The sequence below is a fragment of the Lysinibacillus sp. NPDC093216 genome (assembly GCF_050280325.1).
In the GTDB taxonomy this organism is placed as follows: Bacteria; Bacillota; Bacilli; order Bacillales_A; family Planococcaceae; genus Lysinibacillus.
This window is the reverse complement of sequence record NZ_JBNNVB010000020.1, coordinates 1-15244: the sequence shown is the minus strand read 5'-3', so window position 1 is coordinate 15244 and position 15244 is coordinate 1. Positions and strand designations below refer to the sequence as shown.

General features: G+C 34.3%; 14 protein-coding genes, 1 pseudogene and 1 riboswitch. Of the genes and pseudogenes, 10 read left to right on the top strand and 5 right to left on the bottom strand.

The window, feature by feature from the left end; all coding sequences use genetic code 11:
• Nucleotides 1-21: 21 nt before the first annotated feature.
• Nucleotides 22-987: a hypothetical protein gene (locus ACQKOG_RS19060; RefSeq protein WP_427447940.1), complete on the top strand. Its 966-nt coding sequence runs from the start codon at nucleotides 22-24 to the stop codon at nucleotides 985-987.
• A gap of 112 nt (nucleotides 988-1099) precedes the next feature.
• Here the strand turns inward: ACQKOG_RS19060 and ACQKOG_RS19055 are convergent, their stop codons facing one another.
• From ACQKOG_RS19055 to ACQKOG_RS19035, 5 genes are all read right to left on the bottom strand, one after another.
• The gene (locus ACQKOG_RS19055) at nucleotides 1100-1405 is read right to left on the bottom strand and encodes a hypothetical protein (protein WP_370081655.1); all 306 of its coding nucleotides are present in this window, start codon (nucleotides 1403-1405) and stop codon (nucleotides 1100-1102) included.
• A 280-nt stretch (nucleotides 1406-1685) separates the two neighbouring features.
• A complete protein-coding gene (locus tag ACQKOG_RS19050) occupies nucleotides 1686-2444 on the bottom strand; it encodes an amino acid ABC transporter ATP-binding protein (RefSeq protein ID WP_427447938.1) in 759 nt (252 codons plus the stop codon).
• Nucleotides 2441-3118, bottom strand: a complete 678-nt coding sequence (locus tag ACQKOG_RS19045) for an amino acid ABC transporter permease (RefSeq protein WP_370081659.1) — start codon at nucleotides 3116-3118, stop codon at nucleotides 2441-2443. Before ACQKOG_RS19045 ends, ACQKOG_RS19050 begins: the two co-directional genes overlap by 4 nt.
• A 23-nt stretch (nucleotides 3119-3141) precedes the next feature.
• The gene (locus ACQKOG_RS19040; RefSeq protein WP_370081661.1) at nucleotides 3142-3927 is read right to left on the bottom strand and encodes a transporter substrate-binding domain-containing protein; all 786 of its coding nucleotides are present in this window, start codon (nucleotides 3925-3927) and stop codon (nucleotides 3142-3144) included.
• 37 nt (nucleotides 3928-3964) lie between these two features.
• The gene (locus ACQKOG_RS19035; protein WP_370081663.1) at nucleotides 3965-4822 is read right to left on the bottom strand and encodes a MurR/RpiR family transcriptional regulator; all 858 of its coding nucleotides are present in this window, start codon (nucleotides 4820-4822) and stop codon (nucleotides 3965-3967) included.
• Between the two features lie 561 nt (nucleotides 4823-5383).
• On the opposite strand from ACQKOG_RS19035, the gene ACQKOG_RS19030 reads away from it, so the two are divergent.
• From ACQKOG_RS19030 to ACQKOG_RS18990, 9 genes and pseudogenes are all read left to right on the top strand, one after another.
• Entirely contained in the window at nucleotides 5384-6499 is a 1116-nt protein-coding gene (locus tag ACQKOG_RS19030; RefSeq protein ID WP_370081665.1) for a M20/M25/M40 family metallo-hydrolase, read from the top strand.
• A 25-nt stretch (nucleotides 6500-6524) separates the two neighbouring features.
• Nucleotides 6525-7013 carry a chemotaxis protein CheW gene (locus ACQKOG_RS19025; protein ID WP_053483746.1) on the top strand — a complete coding sequence of 163 codons (489 nt, stop codon included), beginning with the start codon at nucleotides 6525-6527 and terminating at the stop codon, nucleotides 7011-7013.
• 266 nt (nucleotides 7014-7279) lie between these two features.
• A complete protein-coding gene (locus ACQKOG_RS19020; RefSeq protein WP_370081667.1) occupies nucleotides 7280-7486 on the top strand; it encodes a DUF6366 family protein in 207 nt (68 codons plus the stop codon).
• A 208-nt stretch (nucleotides 7487-7694) separates the two neighbouring features.
• Nucleotides 7695-7783: riboswitch (cyclic di-GMP riboswitch) on the top strand.
• A gap of 43 nt (nucleotides 7784-7826) precedes the next feature.
• Complete coding sequence (locus tag ACQKOG_RS19015; protein ID WP_402874158.1) at nucleotides 7827-8711, top strand: amidase; 885 nt, start codon at nucleotides 7827-7829, stop codon at nucleotides 8709-8711.
• Between the two features lie 459 nt (nucleotides 8712-9170).
• The gene (locus ACQKOG_RS19010; protein WP_402874161.1) at nucleotides 9171-9698 is read left to right on the top strand and encodes a sigma-70 family RNA polymerase sigma factor; all 528 of its coding nucleotides are present in this window, start codon (nucleotides 9171-9173) and stop codon (nucleotides 9696-9698) included.
• Nucleotides 9688-10698, top strand: coding sequence for an LCP family protein (locus ACQKOG_RS19005; RefSeq protein ID WP_427447934.1), 1011 nt, complete (start codon nucleotides 9688-9690; stop codon nucleotides 10696-10698). Before ACQKOG_RS19010 ends, ACQKOG_RS19005 begins: the two co-directional genes overlap by 11 nt.
• A gap of 1488 nt (nucleotides 10699-12186) precedes the next feature.
• Entirely contained in the window at nucleotides 12187-12618 is a 432-nt protein-coding gene (locus ACQKOG_RS19000; RefSeq protein ID WP_402874166.1) for a hypothetical protein, read from the top strand.
• A gap of 28 nt (nucleotides 12619-12646) precedes the next feature.
• Nucleotides 12647-13414, top strand: a complete 768-nt coding sequence (locus ACQKOG_RS18995) for a peptidase (protein WP_402874168.1) — start codon at nucleotides 12647-12649, stop codon at nucleotides 13412-13414.
• A gap of 618 nt (nucleotides 13415-14032) precedes the next feature.
• Nucleotides 14033-15157 (top strand): annotated as a pseudogene (locus tag ACQKOG_RS18990) (IS110 family transposase); the annotation flags it as partial.
• Nucleotides 15158-15244 lie beyond the last annotated feature (87 nt).

Sequence of the window (15244 nt, the reverse complement as noted above, 5' to 3'; positions counted from 1 at the left end):
ATGTAAGAGGAGTTGAGATAAATGGAATGGAAACAATTACAAAAAGAGCAAGAAATGATTCATGCACAATTAAGAACTGCTAGTAGGTTAAGTGAACAAAAGGATTTAATTGAAAGGCAAATCGAGCGTGCACAACAGGAAATTTACAAACATTCTAAAGCACTCAATCAAATTCGTTTGAAACTCGATAAGTTAGAAGGTTTTTCTTTTATGAATATGATTCGTACGTGGACAGGGCAACAAGATGAGCTACGTACTGAAAAAATTGATGAAGCAGCTATTCTTGAATTAAAAATAAATGAAGCAAAGAAGATGGAACTTGATTTGACAGATGATTTACGACAAATAAACACTAAACTTACTCAAATAAATGAACAAGAGTTGCAAGAAGCTTTAAGGCAATTAAATGCTAAAAAGAAAGGCTACTTCCAAATACATGAACCTGAACAGGCAAAAAGGCTTGAACAATTAGCGCATGAAGAAATGTTAACGAAACAACTTATTATAGAGATAAAAGAAGCAGAAGAAGCTGGTGAAGCAGCACTTACTAAGCTTGGACAAGCTGCAGAGTCCTTGCATTCTGCAAGTGGTTATTCAGCGTGGGATACGTTTTTTGGTGGAGGTCTCATTGCTACACATTTAAAGCATGATGCACTTGATGAGTCCGAAAATTATCTTCATAATGCTCAAATTGCATTACAGCGCTTCCAAAACGAACTACTGGATGTGCAAGATATGTCAACGAAATCATTAGCAGTTGAAACAGATGGATTTGTAAAATTTGCGGACTATTTCTTTGATGATATTTTTTCAGCTTGGTCTGTCCATTCTAAAATATCTACCGCAAGAGAGCAGGTTTCTCGTGTACAAGATGATGTACATAATACGATCTTGCGTCTACAGAATAAACATAATAAGGCGGATGACTATTTGCAGTCTCTACATAAAGAAAAAGAAGCGATCTTTCAAAACGTAGATATAAAGTGATCTGTGAAAAGACTCTTCCTTTAAACTAGTAATAACATAAACGGCAGAAAAAAACGCTCAGTAATCTGAGCGTTTTTTGTGTGTAAAGTCCCCATTTGATTGACGAAGCTTATTAAGTATCACCGTAGTATTCTGCAAAATGTAAAAATCCAAATTTCCTCACAAGAAAGTTTCTTAATTCACCTTGAGTAGCCTTTTCTATTGGAGGATTTGTTAGACTGTATGCTTTGGCATTTAATTCTGCAAATTTATCTTTATCTACTTCATTATGCTCTTTATCTTCAATAATTCCTGAAGAAATTGCGGCTTTTGGATAACCCATTAAAAATATATGTGTCCTTAATGCCATACTTGGTGTTGAATGCAACAATATAATGACAACTAACAAAGAAACAATAATAATAACTTTTTTCTTCAAGTCACCGCTCCCAAAAAATTGACGTTAATAATCTATAAAATATTTTAACACAAATTTCCTGTTTTCCTTCGAAAAGGTAGTTCGCTTCAAAAAGCTAACTACCTTAGATAAATTTTATCTTTACTCTTGGTGATTTACGTTTCCGTAAAGCGGGGGTAATTTCCGTTCCGGCCCGGACGTTTTCCCAGGGGCGTCCGATGAGCCGCTTTTGCTGTCGCTTCGCTTTCGCACAGAAAACATTCGCTAGCGCTTCGCTTTATGTGGGAAACACCTAACATTATTATTGATTTAAAATCTTGCTTAAGAATGACTTTGTACGTTCTTCTTTTGGGTTCGTGAAAATAATATCTGGTGAGCCTTCTTCTACGACATAACCACCATCCATAATGACAACGCGATCTGCTACATCACGAGCAAATCCCATTTCATGTGTAACGACCACCATTGTCATTCCTTCACTTGCTAACTTTTTCATAACTTGAAGAACCTCATCAACAGTTTCTGGATCTAATGCTGATGTCGGTTCATCAAATAGAATAACTTTTGGTGACATTGCTAATGCGCGCGCAATGGCAACACGTTGTTTTTGTCCACCTGATAAACTCGCAGGATAGACATTTGCTTTTTCTTGCAAGCCAACTTTTTTTAGTAAATCGAGGGCGATTTTATTGGCATTTTCTTTTGACATACCTTTAAGAGAAATCGGAGCCATCGTAATATTTTGTAACACGGTTTTATGATGGAAAAGGTTGAAGGATTGGAAAACCATGCCGATTTCTTGACGCAATGTGTTTAGCTTGGCTTGGCTAATATCAATGAGCTTGCCATTGACTTCTTTTTTCCCGATGGCATTTCCATCAACAACAATCGAGCCACCTTCATATGTTTCTAAATAGTTTATGCAACGTAATAACGTACTTTTACCTGAACCTGAAGGACCTAAAATTACGACGGTTTCGCCCTTATCAACTGCTAAATCAATGCCCTTTAACACGTGGTTTTCGCCAAAGGATTTTATTAAGCTATTAATTTTAATCATCGTAAATCTCCTCCTACACTTGTTTTTTTCTCTAGGAAGAGTCCTATATATCCAATTAAGTTGTTAACAAGATAGTACATTACAGCCACCACAATTAATATCTCCATTGTGCGGTATGTGTCTGCAATTAATAAGTTTGATTGACGGAATAACTCTACTACCGTAATGCTGGATAGTAGGGAAGAGTTTTTAGTTAAGGAGATTAACTCATTCGTCATAGGTGCAAGCATACGTACAGCTGCTTGCGGTAAAATAATTTTTTGCATCGTTTGGAAGTGCGAAAAACCTAATGAACGACCAGCTTCCATTTGCCCCAATTCGATCGATTGAATTGCTCCACGAATGACTTGCGAAACGTATGAACCGCTGTACATACCTAAGCCGATAATCCCTACAACCCAAGCTATTGTTTCAATGCCGAACAGTAACGGTAAACCGTAGTAAAGTAAGAACAATTGCACAAGCAAAGGTGTACCGCGGAACCAAGATAAGTAAGCCGACGCTAAAAACTTGATGACCAAATTTTTAGACATTTGCCCGAATGCAATCAGAATGCCGATAATAATACTTAACACAAAACCTGCTAATGTATACAAAATTGTATATTGAAGACCTTTTAGTAAAAGAGATAGTGTCTCCCATTCAAATAAAAAAGAAAAATCTAGTTGGCCCATAGGTCTCTCCTACTTTCCTTGAATTATTCAAACCATTTCTTTGTAAGTTCGTCGTACGTACCGTTATCTTTTAACGTTTGTAATGCTTCGTTTACAGCCTCACGGAATGCTGTATTGTCCTTGCGAATACCGAAACCGTAGAACTCTTCTGTAAGTGTATTTTCTAACACTTTCATTTTGCCGTGTTCTTTAATGTAAACTTTAGCTGCGGGTAAGCCTGTAACAACTGCATCTACTTTGTTTGACTCTAACTCTAAAAACATTTCAGTATTTTTCTCTACTTTTACTAAGTGAATGTCTGGGTAGTTTTTTTCTAAAAATTCAGTAGATTTAGTGCCGATTTGTACAGCAACCTCTTTACCGATTAAATTATCAATGCTTTGAATTTCTTTGTTGTCTTCCTGCACCATAATTGATAGGCCACCAGGGAAGTAAGTATCAGAAAAATCAATTGTTTTTTTACGTTCATCTGTAATGTACATGGCAGAAGCAATCATATCGAACTTTTTCGCTTGTAAGCCTGGAATTAAACCTTTAAATTCTGTATCAATAAACTCTACTTTGTCTGCGCCCAATTCTTTAGCGATAGCTTCAACTAATTCAATATCATAGCCTTTGAATTCGCCACCTGATTTATATTCGAAGGGTTTAAATGTTGCATCCGTACCTACTTTTAATACTTTAGTTTCTTTAATGCTCTTTAATACTTTATCTTCTGTAGCGCCTCCAGAATCATTTCCTCCACATGCTGCTAGCACTAGCGTTAACGCTGCAATGATAAATACTAAACTTTTACGTAGTTTAAACATGTTAACTTCTCCTTTCTTTTAGTCGGAATCGGGTAAGTTACTCAGAAATAAAAAATCCTAATTCCTTATATAAGTTTTCATTGTTTGCTTTTCTATGTTTGAATTGTTCTAGATTATTTGATGTGATTTTGTCCAACAAAATATTTAATAAACAAAATGCAGCTGAAAGTGAATCGTACGTGTCTGTGTACGTAACAGGTGCAACAAGGTGCACATCGCAAATTTTTGATGTTCGTAAAGCATAGCTATCTGCAAAAGTAATATAAGAGATTTCATGATGCTTAATAAATTGTAATAAATCAACTACATCTTTTGAATAGCGCGGATAGGCAAATAACATGACCATTGTATTTTCTTTGTCAATGGTCAAAAGCCGTTCATACAGTTCCATATTCACATTTGTATGCAAGTAAACTTCAGCATGAATTTTTCTAAAATAAAAATAGAAATAATTAGCGATCGTTACGGCTGTTCTTGTGCCGAAAATATGAATCGTTCTTGCCGTATACAATTGTTGTGCTACGGCAGTTGTACTAGATTCTGAATAGTATTTACTTAAGTTTTTAAGGCTTTCATATTCGCGGTCGATGATACTTTGAGCTGCTTTATCGAATTGGCTATCTTGTTGTTCACTAAATACATTGGGTAATTCTTGCAAGTCTTTCAGTAACTCAGAAAAGGAGTTGTAGTTTAATAACTTAGCAAAACGAATAACAGCTGGTTGACTCACGCCTACATTTTTAGCAATTTTTGATGAAGTCATAAAAATTACCTCTTGTAAATGATTGTTGACATAACGAGCTATCTTAACATTATTGGCGGATGCTTGCGTGCTAAATTGAACCTCATTCAGCTGTTGATATAAATTAAGAATTCGTTCTACTTTGGATATCATGCTATGACCATCTCCTCCTTAAACGATTAATTTTGTATAGAAAAATTCATCTTTCATATGTCGTTGAATATTTTTATTCGACAATATATTTCAGAATATACCATAATGTTCTGTAATACGATAGTAATTTTCAGAAAAATTAGTTTTATTTTTCTTTTCGTTTAATAGTTTAATAACTCTAGAAAAAGTATGTTTATACTGTTTGAACGTATGATATGTAACGGTTTAATAGATTTCCTCTCAGTGTTAATTGGACCTCAAGTTAATCGTTTATTATAAAAAAATTCATTGATTTTGTTGTCGATTTAATGGGCTAATCGACATTAAATAATTGGATATAATTGGGATAAAACATAACAGATCCCATTTTAAAAGAATTAATTATAGCAATTATCAGGAGTTTTACCCGTCTATAATTTGTAAATTTTATTGAAAAGGATAATTGCAACCATCGATTTAAAAACAATGTAATCGTTTTATTTTCCCAAACGCAGCAGTATGCTAAAATATAGAAGATAACTATGACGTGGAAAAACACGTAAACTAAGGGAGTCCTACAACATGACAAGTCGTTTAGTAGAAGAGTTTTTTGAGCTCGTACAAATCGATTCAGAAACAAAACATGAAGAAGTGATTGCGCCGATTTTAATCGACAAATTAACAACGCTTGGTTTTACAGTAGAACAAGATGATGCACATACTCGTAACGGGCATGGAGCAGGTAATATACTTGCTACGCTAAAGGGTTCATTAGATATCGACCCAATTTATTTTACTTCTCATATGGATACAGTTGTCCCGGGGAAAGGTATTAAACCTTCTCTTCGTGAAGACGGCTATATCGTTTCAGATGGTACAACAATTTTAGGTGCTGATGACAAAGCTGGTATCGCCACATTATTTGAAATGGCTAAACGCTTAAAAGAGCAAAATATTGAACATGGTGATATTGAATTTATTATTACAGCTGGCGAGGAAAGTGGGCTTGTTGGCGCTAAAGAGTTAGATCCTTCTAAAATTAAAGCGAAATACGGCTTTGCTGTAGACAGTGATGGCAAAGTAGGAGGAATTGTAACAGCAGCTCCATTCCAAGCGAAAATTTCCGTTAAAATAATTGGGAAAACAGCACACGCTGGTGTTGCTCCAGAAAAAGGAATTTCAGCGATAACAGTTGCTTCCAAATGTATTGCACAAATGAAGCTAGGTCGATTAGATGAAGAAACAACAGCAAATATTGGTCGCTTTGAGGGTGGTCAGGCAACAAATATTGTGTGTGACGAAGTAACAATTCTTGCAGAGGCTCGTTCGATCGACAAAGCGAAGCTAGATGCCCAAACGAAGCATATGCAGGAGACGTTTGAGCAAGTCGCTGCTTCATTGGGTGCAAAAGCTGAAGTTGAAGTGAAGCTAATGTATCCTGGATTCCGTGTAACAGAATCAGATAAAGTTGTTCAAGTGGCAATGGCGGCTGTACACAACATCGATCGTACGCCAAAGCTTGGTATTTCAGGCGGAGGTTCCGATGCTAATGTTATTGCGGGCTTTGGCATCCCTACAGTAAATCTTTCTGTTGGGTACGAGGACATTCATACAACAAATGAAAAAATCCCAGTCGAAGAATTAGAAAAATTAGCGGATTTACTTGTTGAAATCGTCAAAGAGTCTGCGAAAAAATAACCACAAAAATCGAGGATGTGAACGAATGGAAAGTGTAAAGGCAGTAGTTTTTGCTTGTGGTACAGAGGAATATGCAGTGCCTGTGGAACAAGCGATTTCGATTGAAAAGTTAGAGCAAGTAACACCGATTCCTCACTTACCTAATTATCTTCTAGGCTTCACAAGAATTCGTGGCGAGCTAGTCCCTGTGCTTGATTTTGAGCGTATTCTATATAATCGTTCTTCTAATGCTGCAACAGCACGGATTATAGTGTTGAACACGGATGTTGTGAATTATGGATTACTTGTAACAGAAGCTCGTGAAATTCTTGATTTTGATGAGTCAGTATTAAAGCAGATGGGACTTGTCAATTATTCAAAAACACGCTACTTTACAGCTGTGGCTAATCTTGAAAATCGTATGATCACATACGTTGACCCGAAGATACTTGTGAATTCATTAGAAGGTATACGTGAAATAATAAATTATTTACACAAAATGCTTGAAAATGAAAAAGAAAACGTAGAGGCATAAGTTTTTGTAGGATTAAATAATTCAATACAACACTTCATGTTGATGTTTTAGACAGAATTACAAATATGTGATTCTGTCTTTCTTTTTAAGTGGCTTCCAAAAGGGAAACTGAATACTCTATGTCGAATATTAAGCTTATCACCAAAACGTGTCGTTGATTTCCATTCCGACAGGTCACTTTCCTTGGGACGTCCGATGAGCTGCATGACAAAGCATAATTATGCATATATCTTTTAATAATTCGTTTTTGAGGAGGTATTTATCATATGGATTCAAAGAAAACGGAAACACCTGAAGAAAAAAGAGAGCATTTAAAACAAAGTGAATTAAAAAACAATCCTACTGGTTCTTTAAACGATGGGATAAATAGGGGAACTAGCGGAAATTTAAATGGTATGGGTTGGAAAGAGACGGTCGTATTAGTTTTAGTGTTATTGATAGGCTACATTATATACAAATTGTTTTTCAGTTAAAGATATCGAAAGGAATCACTGTCTCTAATTTTGCATTCCATAATCTTCAATCGCTACACGTACCTCTTCACTACCATCAATTACTTATTTCTAATATAGTAAAAATAACCTGTCTTCATATTCTCATATTTGAAAGTTATCAATAAAATTATGCGTTTTACCTACAGACATATTCATTCTAACATCGTATTATGTAAGGTAAGAAAAATACTGTAAAAGGCAAACTTCACCGAAAGGGAAGGACGCAAAGCCATGAGTCTAAACACTATTGTAGTGCATGATTGTCAGGTTGCCAGGTTCTGTTCTATGAGCCTCGGTAAATAGAATGGAGATGTAATATATGGTAAGTCGTTCACTAAAAGCAATCATTGCTTTTATAGTAACAATTGTAAGTACGCTAGGATTAACAATGGGGAAGGTAGACGCAATGGCCATGCAAGATAAGGCTACTTGGTTATGGGATACGACAGAGATTGTCGAAGATGAATCAGGGGTACTCTCATTTTTAGAAAGCAAAGATATTAATAAATTATATTTACAAATTAATAGTGATATAGCAAGTAACTATTACAAAAGTTTTATTGATAAAGCAATGGCAAAAGGTATAAAAGTATATGCGTTGGATGGTTCTGCAAGCTGGGTTTCAAAGGAGGGCTATAAAATGCAGGATCAGCTGTTTGATTGGTTACGTACATATAATGAAAATGCAGCAGCCACAGAGCAATTTTCTGGAGTTCATCTCGACGTAGAGCCGTATTTAAATAGTGGTTGGAGCTCGAACCAAGTAAAAACGATTGAATCCTATCAAGTGCTTCTTACTAGAGCGAAAGGGGATACTGATCGATTACATTTGCCATTGGAAGTGGATATGCCATTTTGGTTTGACGAAATTACATACAAAAACCAATTTGGACAAGGGTTACTAGCTGATTGGGTGATTGACCAAGTGGAAAGTGTTTCGATAATGGCTTATCGAGATGCTGCTAAAGACATTATAAATATTGTTGAACATGAAATAAACTATGCAAAAAAAGTAAAAAAATCAATTATTATTAGTGTGGAAACAGGTGCCTCTGATGAAGGGAAAAATATTACCTTCTATGATGATGGAGAAGCCTATATGAATAAACAGTTAGCACAAGTCCATCAACATTATGCCAATAAAAAAAGTTATAATGGTTTTGCCATTCATCATGTTGATAGTTGGATGAATATGCAACCTTAAAAAAATCCTCTCAATTAGTATTAACTTCCTAGGAGAATACCGGCTTAGGATGAAAGAAATTACACCATTCACTACTACAAACAATTTAACTTCTTTCAGCACATTGAGAGCGTCAATCAAAAAGTATTATGTAATTCCCATGAAAGAACGAAATAATCTTTCATTCTCTGTGGTGTATCGCTGGTTTTGGCGCTACATGGATGGCTAACGCAGTAGTTTAATGGAATAAGGAATAATTATAAACAATAAGCCTGTATCTATGATTAAATCTAAGATACAGGTTTTTTATTTCAGCTATAATTGTATGGATCCTTTTTTATGGAATATTTATAAATATTGAACACGCCGATTAGAAGAGAATTTTTGTTAAAATAAATATTTTTTAAAAATTGAACCTATTATGATTTGATAGTCGTCTAATAGCAGAATTTGAAGTAGGTTGAAAGGGAGGGGAGTAGATTGGACAAAGAAGAAAAAGATTTCATTTTAGAAAAAGCGATGATTGAATATGGTAATGAGTTGGTACGATTGGCTTTTTCTTATGTGAAGGATACAGAGATTGCTAAGGATGTGGTTCAAAATACGTTTATCAAATGCTACAAAAACCTTGATTCGTTTCGATTTGACGCACAAATAAAAACTTGGCTATATCGTATAACAATTAACGAATGTAAAGATTATTTGAAAAGTTGGAATTACAAAATGGTACAGGTAAAAAGTTTTATAAATGAAACAGCAAAGTCAATATTACCATCAACAGAAAAAACAGTTATCAATAAATACAATAATGAAGAAATAAAAGATGCTATCTTTTCTCTTCCAAAAGTGTATCGGGAAGTGGTTTATCTATACTACTATGATTCATTAAAGACAGAGGAAATTGCTGAAGTTTTGGATATTCCAGTTAATACAGTGAAAACTAGATTGAGAAGAGCAAAACAAAGATTAGAGTCGATGATAAAGGAGGCAGAACTTAATGGAAGATAAACGATCAAGAGATAAATTTTATAATACGTCTGAACAAGAACTAAGATTTACAAAAGAAGACCGTAATGAAGTATTTGAACAAATTTATAAAATGGAGAAGAATAATAATACACAAAACAAGTCTCTTGTTTCTTTTTCAAAAAAATTCGCTCCACTTACAGTTTCTTTATTAGTAATAGGCTTGTGTATATTTTTGTTTATTCCATCGATTTTCCCTGGAAACGTTAATAAAGAATATAATAGAGGTGATGTAAGCGGAACAGTATTACAAGAAGACGAGATTTTTACCACTCTATTTACGGTGAAAGATGAGAATAATAGAATACCTATTAACCTTTTAATTACTTATAGTAAAGATAAAAAGATGGTTAAGGTTCTGTCTATCCCTCGTGATACTTATGCTCCGATATTGGATAAGAATAATGGAACTACTTCATATGATAAATTGACATTTGCTTATGTTCACGGTTCAGGAGGAGTTGAAAATGTAAGAACAACAGTTTCTAAGCTATTTAATCTAACAATAAATTATTATGCTGTTATGGATATTTCAACCCTTTCAACGTTAATTGATTCAGTGAATGGTATAGATTACGACTTGCCAGAAGATATTCGAGTAAGAGCTATATCTAGAGAGGCATTTGAATTCAAAAAGGGGAAGAATCGTTTGAATGGAGAAGAGGTTGCGGCATTAATAGTGGCTGCTACAGAGGGAAAAATATTAGGTGAAGAAAACCTATTAAACCTCATTAGTGCTGTTATTAATAAAACAAAAAACGAAATCCCACAAACACAATTAAAAGAACTTACTACTAAAATAGAAGCCAATACATCAATTGATCATTTGTTAGAAAAGGGAATGGGATTGGAAATTAATTCTATGAAATCGTTATCTTTAAGTGATGGAATGAAATCGGAAATGATAGATGGTAAATACTATATTATGTTTGAGAAAGATTTTTTAAATTCTATTTCAGAAGAGTTAACCACATTTAACTAAATAAAAAAGAGAAGATAAAAGTGTGTTAACGAAATGTAGATTAACGCTCTTTTGCTTTACTTGTAGACCATTGAGTTGCATATGCGGCTCTTTTATTCTTTATTGAACTCCCATGAAAGAACTTAATCACCTTTCATTTTCTGTGGTGTAGCGCTGGTTTTTGCGCTACATGGATGGCTAACGGAGTAGGTTAGTTGAATAAGGGGAATTTTTTTTGAAGTAATTGGAACTTATATTCCTTTTAAACGTAAAAAAGTAAAGGAATAGATTGGTTCAATTGAAATAAAGGAGGGGATGAAAATGAGTATCTTTAAAAAAAGGATTTAAAAGGATTTTTATGGCTTTTCGTTATCGCTTTATTTGGAGTGTCTTTTATAACGCATACCTATAGTTATTTCAATACTAAAGAAATAAATTTAATGAGTAATGGTTGCTATGAAATTGGTGGAGAAGTCATATTAGAAATCCATAATAATCTCACGAGTGATTATTCTTTTGAGTGTAAGCCGAAGTAGATTTAATTGTAAGTATTCATTGTATCGGAGGAACTAAATTTAATTGAGTTCCTCCAATTCTTATTCAACTCCCATGAAAGAACTTAATCATCTTTCATTTTCTGTGGTGTAGCGCTGGTTTTTGCGCTACATGGATGGCTAACGGGGCAGGTTAGTTGAAGATTATATCTGTATATAAGAAGTAGCATTTTGGTAATTTTTACATTTTGTTTCCTTATACAAAGATAGTACAATTTTCAGTAAGGCTTATATAAACAAGAAGAGTAAGCTATTTTATAAATTTGTGGTGAGAAAATGTATAAAATGCCAAAAAAGTCTCAAAACCAATTTTAATTATTGCATTTACAGTTATTACTGTAACTGGAGTTATTAGAACAGCAGCAGCTACTTGGGCTGCCCAAAATACACCTAATGTAGAAGTTACTAACCAAGAAGTTACTCAGAGTGATTTAAATGATAAGAAAGAAGAAATGGTTTCTAATAAATCAAATACAAATGAAATTATTTCTGTGAAAAAAACGGACGAAGAAAGATTTAGACCGGAAGAATGGAAAAGGATACTTTCTAAAATTAAAACGGGTGAAATAGTTTGGGAAGATTAAAATTGCCATTTTTAAAAAATTAGACGGAAACAAATATGCTAAAAATATTTGTTTCCGTCTTTGTATTTATACAGGATTTTATGCAGGCTACAGCCAGTAAACCAGCCTTAAAACGTTGTCAAACTAACGATGTATATAATCCTGTATATACAATCATTCGTGCTTTAACCGAAAAGGCAATAACGACAAGGGTTGATCCTTTATCGTTACTGCCTTTTTCTAATGTTATGTAAACCTAGAATGTATGGGAATGTATAAATCCTTTGTTGTTTCACTATTATTGTAAAAAAAACATATTTTATACAAAAAATAAGAGTTAATTTTTAACTTTTATTGGTATTTTTATGGTATATTGAAATAGAATACAAATTATGAAAGGTAGGATTACTATAAAAACATTTTTAAAAGTCGCTGTCGCTATAGTAACTATATTAGTAGTGTCTTTACCGTTTCTAATAAATCATTTTTCTAAACCCAAAATCGAAGAAATAAGTAATTCAAATTCCTCGGTTAAAGGAGATAGTCTTAAGTATCCTGTCAATGCTCAAGGAGAAACTTATGGAACGGTTCATACTGATGGTTCAGGTAAAATAATTACATCACCAGATTTAATTGAGACAAAGGGAGAGAATGGAGTACTTGGGTATGTCAAAGAAAAAGATTTAAATCCTAGATTTACTTCACCAGAAGAAGCTTTAGCACACCAAAAAGCTGTAGATATTGCTGGTTATAAATCAATTCCTCTGTATAAATCAGACGGTAAGACTATAATTGGCGAATTTAAATTGGGATCGGAGAATTAACTATAATGATATGGAGGAAGAAAGTGAAATGAAAAAATTAGGATTAAAGCTGTTTAATATTGTAACAGCCTGTATTTTAGTAATGATTTTATTACCCAAAAATGCAGCAGCTGATACTTCATCTGATATTTACACGACACCTAAAATAAACGGATTTACTTATGACATGAAGTCTATGGTGTGGAGTAGATCAAATTCCAACAAAGTTACACTTGAAGCAGTAGCTTATATCGAAGCGAGCAAAAATGTTGACCCTGGTTATATGGGTGCTCAAGCTCGTCTGTATACTTCAAAAGGGGAATTGTGGACTGCCAGTGCGATGAAATATAATACAACGAAAGTAGCAGGTATATATGCATATTCACCTACAGCTACGGCTAAGGATACCTACTATGCTTTAACTTATGGCGATTTTTATACTGGTGATGGATATAGAACATTTTTTGGGTATAAATCTCCAAACATGAGCATGCCATCATCGAAATATATTTCTGAAATTGAATATTCACAAGAAATTTTAACTTTAATGACAGAAGAGTATGCCGTAAATAATAACGGAGAAACTTATGGATCCTCTTTTTCTGAATTTACAGAAGGGGAAGCACCAGATCTAATCTCTGCAATAGGAGTTAACGGGGTTAAAGGATATATAAAGTCTAGTGATTTAGCACCGAAATTCACTATACCAGAAGAAGCAATCACATACACACAAAGTCGTAGTTATATCAATATAATTCCTGTTTATGATTTAGATGGAATAACTGTATTAGATGATTTCGAATTAATTAATTATTAATACTTATCCTCTTTACTATTGAACGAATCTGTTCTAAAACTTCCTATTAGGTAGATAGATTAAAAATCTGTTTATCTAATAGGGAGTATTTTTTATGACTCGAAGTAAGTGCCACTGTCAGCCGAACAAAAAAGAATCTATTAAATACGAACTATATGTAAGCGATTTTAAAAAAGTCTTTTAGTGTTTATTTCACTAGTCGACAATGATATCCAACATTTCCGTCAGTCATATTATTATTCCAAGCGATTGTATTCCAAAATTTCTTAAATACTGAACAAGTCTATATCATTTCATAAGCGAACCTTGTTTAAATAAGTATGTCAACTGAAAGTGCATGAAATTGTTGATACTATTCAGCTAACGGGTGCGATCGTATTATAAGGTTAACCAGTTTTTACTGGTTGACCTTTTTTTAATAGAATCTATTATATCAGTAGCCAGGGTAGGAAGTACGGGTGCGTGGGACAATGATCCCGTCAACTAAACTGTCCCCCCCCTACTTGTAGAAACATGTTTGAGGCTGGTTGGGACATAGATCTCGTATAACAAGCGAAGCTATGATACTACATGGAGGATTAGGGGTACTGGTGAATGAGTTGTCAGAGGAGGAAGCAAATGAATCCAGTAGTTGGACTGGATGTGGCAAAAGGAGAGAGCCAAGTTCAGGCGTTTTTAGATAAATCGAAGCTGTTTGGAAAGAGCTTTTCGATGAAGCATACAAGAGAGGAATTAAACCGTTTTATAGGCTTTTTAAATGAGATTGAAGTGATGACTGGGCAAATGCCTATGGTCATTTTAGAATCTACAGGTCATTATCATACCCCCGTTATTCAATACTTGGAGGAGCACGAGGTTTTATATATCTTGCTTAATCCTATTATTTCTTATCAGGCTAAGAGATCTAGTTTACGAAAGGTAAAAACAGACGCAATTGATGCGTATCAGTTGTGTGTACTTTATTACAAAGAAGATTTTGAACCTCATAAAAACGGAGGAATTCAATTGCTAAATCTTAGAAATCTTTCAAGACAACAGGAGATTGTGACGAATATGTATGTAGAAGCTAAGCTATAGTTTCACACTATTTTAGATCAAGTGTTTCCAGAATACCGCAAGGTTTTTGGTGATCTTTATTCGAAGGTTTCTTTATTGATGTTAAAGAAATATCCTACTTCAGAAGATGTAATAGCGGCTGGGGAAAGTAGGCTAGCGGAGTGTGTGATGGAGTTTTGTCCAAGACGATCTAGTCTATGGGCGTTGGATAAGGCAAAAAAATTAATGGATTCTGCATCTCGAAATCCATTTCAAAAAGTGGTCTATCACAGTCACTTAATCAATCTTCAAATGTATATTGAGCTGCTTTTTCAGTACCAAGGACACCTTTCAGAGTTAGAAATTCGTATAGTGACCTTGGCAAATGAATTGGAAGATTACAAGATTGTCCAATCGATTCCAGAAATCGGAGAAAAAATCGCTGCCACGATAATCTCTGAGATTGGTGAAATTGATCGGTTTAGTCATCCTAAAAAACTGGTTGCCTTTGCAGGAATAGATCCCAGTGTTCACTCATCAGGAAAGTTCACTGCCACAACCAATCGTATTACTAAACGAGGCTCAAGTAGATTACGCCATGCTTTGTATCTTGCCGTATTGTGCGGTATCAGAAGTTCAAGAAACAAAAAGCTGAAAGAATTCTATGATAAGAAGAGATCAGAAGGAAAGCCTGCCAAAGTTAAAGTGTACCCTTTGTAAAGGACATTTTGAAAAAAAGCTAAGCAACCTTTTGAAGCTGCTGTCTGTATTTTGCAGGCGGCAGCTTTTTCAAGT

What these genes read in the sequence shown, in the direction of transcription:
- ACQKOG_RS18995 (WP_402874168.1), top strand. Translation starts at nt 12,647, where the DNA reads ATGAAAAAATTAGGATTAAAGCTGTTTAATATTGTAACAGCCTGTATT.
- ACQKOG_RS19045 (WP_370081659.1), bottom strand. Translation starts at nt 3,118, where the DNA reads ATGGGCCAACTAGATTTTTCTTTTTTATTTGAATGGGAGACACTATCT.
- ACQKOG_RS19020 (WP_370081667.1), top strand. Translation starts at nt 7,280, where the DNA reads ATGGATTCAAAGAAAACGGAAACACCTGAAGAAAAAAGAGAGCATTTA.
- ACQKOG_RS19040 (WP_370081661.1), bottom strand. Translation starts at nt 3,927, where the DNA reads ATGTTTAAACTACGTAAAAGTTTAGTATTTATCATTGCAGCGTTAACG.
- ACQKOG_RS19025 (WP_053483746.1), top strand. Translation starts at nt 6,525, where the DNA reads ATGGAAAGTGTAAAGGCAGTAGTTTTTGCTTGTGGTACAGAGGAATAT.
- ACQKOG_RS19005 (WP_427447934.1), top strand. Translation starts at nt 9,688, where the DNA reads ATGGAAGATAAACGATCAAGAGATAAATTTTATAATACGTCTGAACAA.
- ACQKOG_RS19050 (WP_427447938.1), bottom strand. Translation starts at nt 2,444, where the DNA reads ATGATTAAAATTAATAGCTTAATAAAATCCTTTGGCGAAAACCACGTG.
- ACQKOG_RS19035 (WP_370081663.1), bottom strand. Translation starts at nt 4,822, where the DNA reads ATGATATCCAAAGTAGAACGAATTCTTAATTTATATCAACAGCTGAAT.
- ACQKOG_RS19060 (WP_427447940.1), top strand. Translation starts at nt 22, where the DNA reads ATGGAATGGAAACAATTACAAAAAGAGCAAGAAATGATTCATGCACAA.
- ACQKOG_RS19030 (WP_370081665.1), top strand. Translation starts at nt 5,384, where the DNA reads ATGACAAGTCGTTTAGTAGAAGAGTTTTTTGAGCTCGTACAAATCGAT.
- ACQKOG_RS19000 (WP_402874166.1), top strand. Translation starts at nt 12,187, where the DNA reads ATGAAAGGTAGGATTACTATAAAAACATTTTTAAAAGTCGCTGTCGCT.
- ACQKOG_RS19015 (WP_402874158.1), top strand. Translation starts at nt 7,827, where the DNA reads ATGGTAAGTCGTTCACTAAAAGCAATCATTGCTTTTATAGTAACAATT.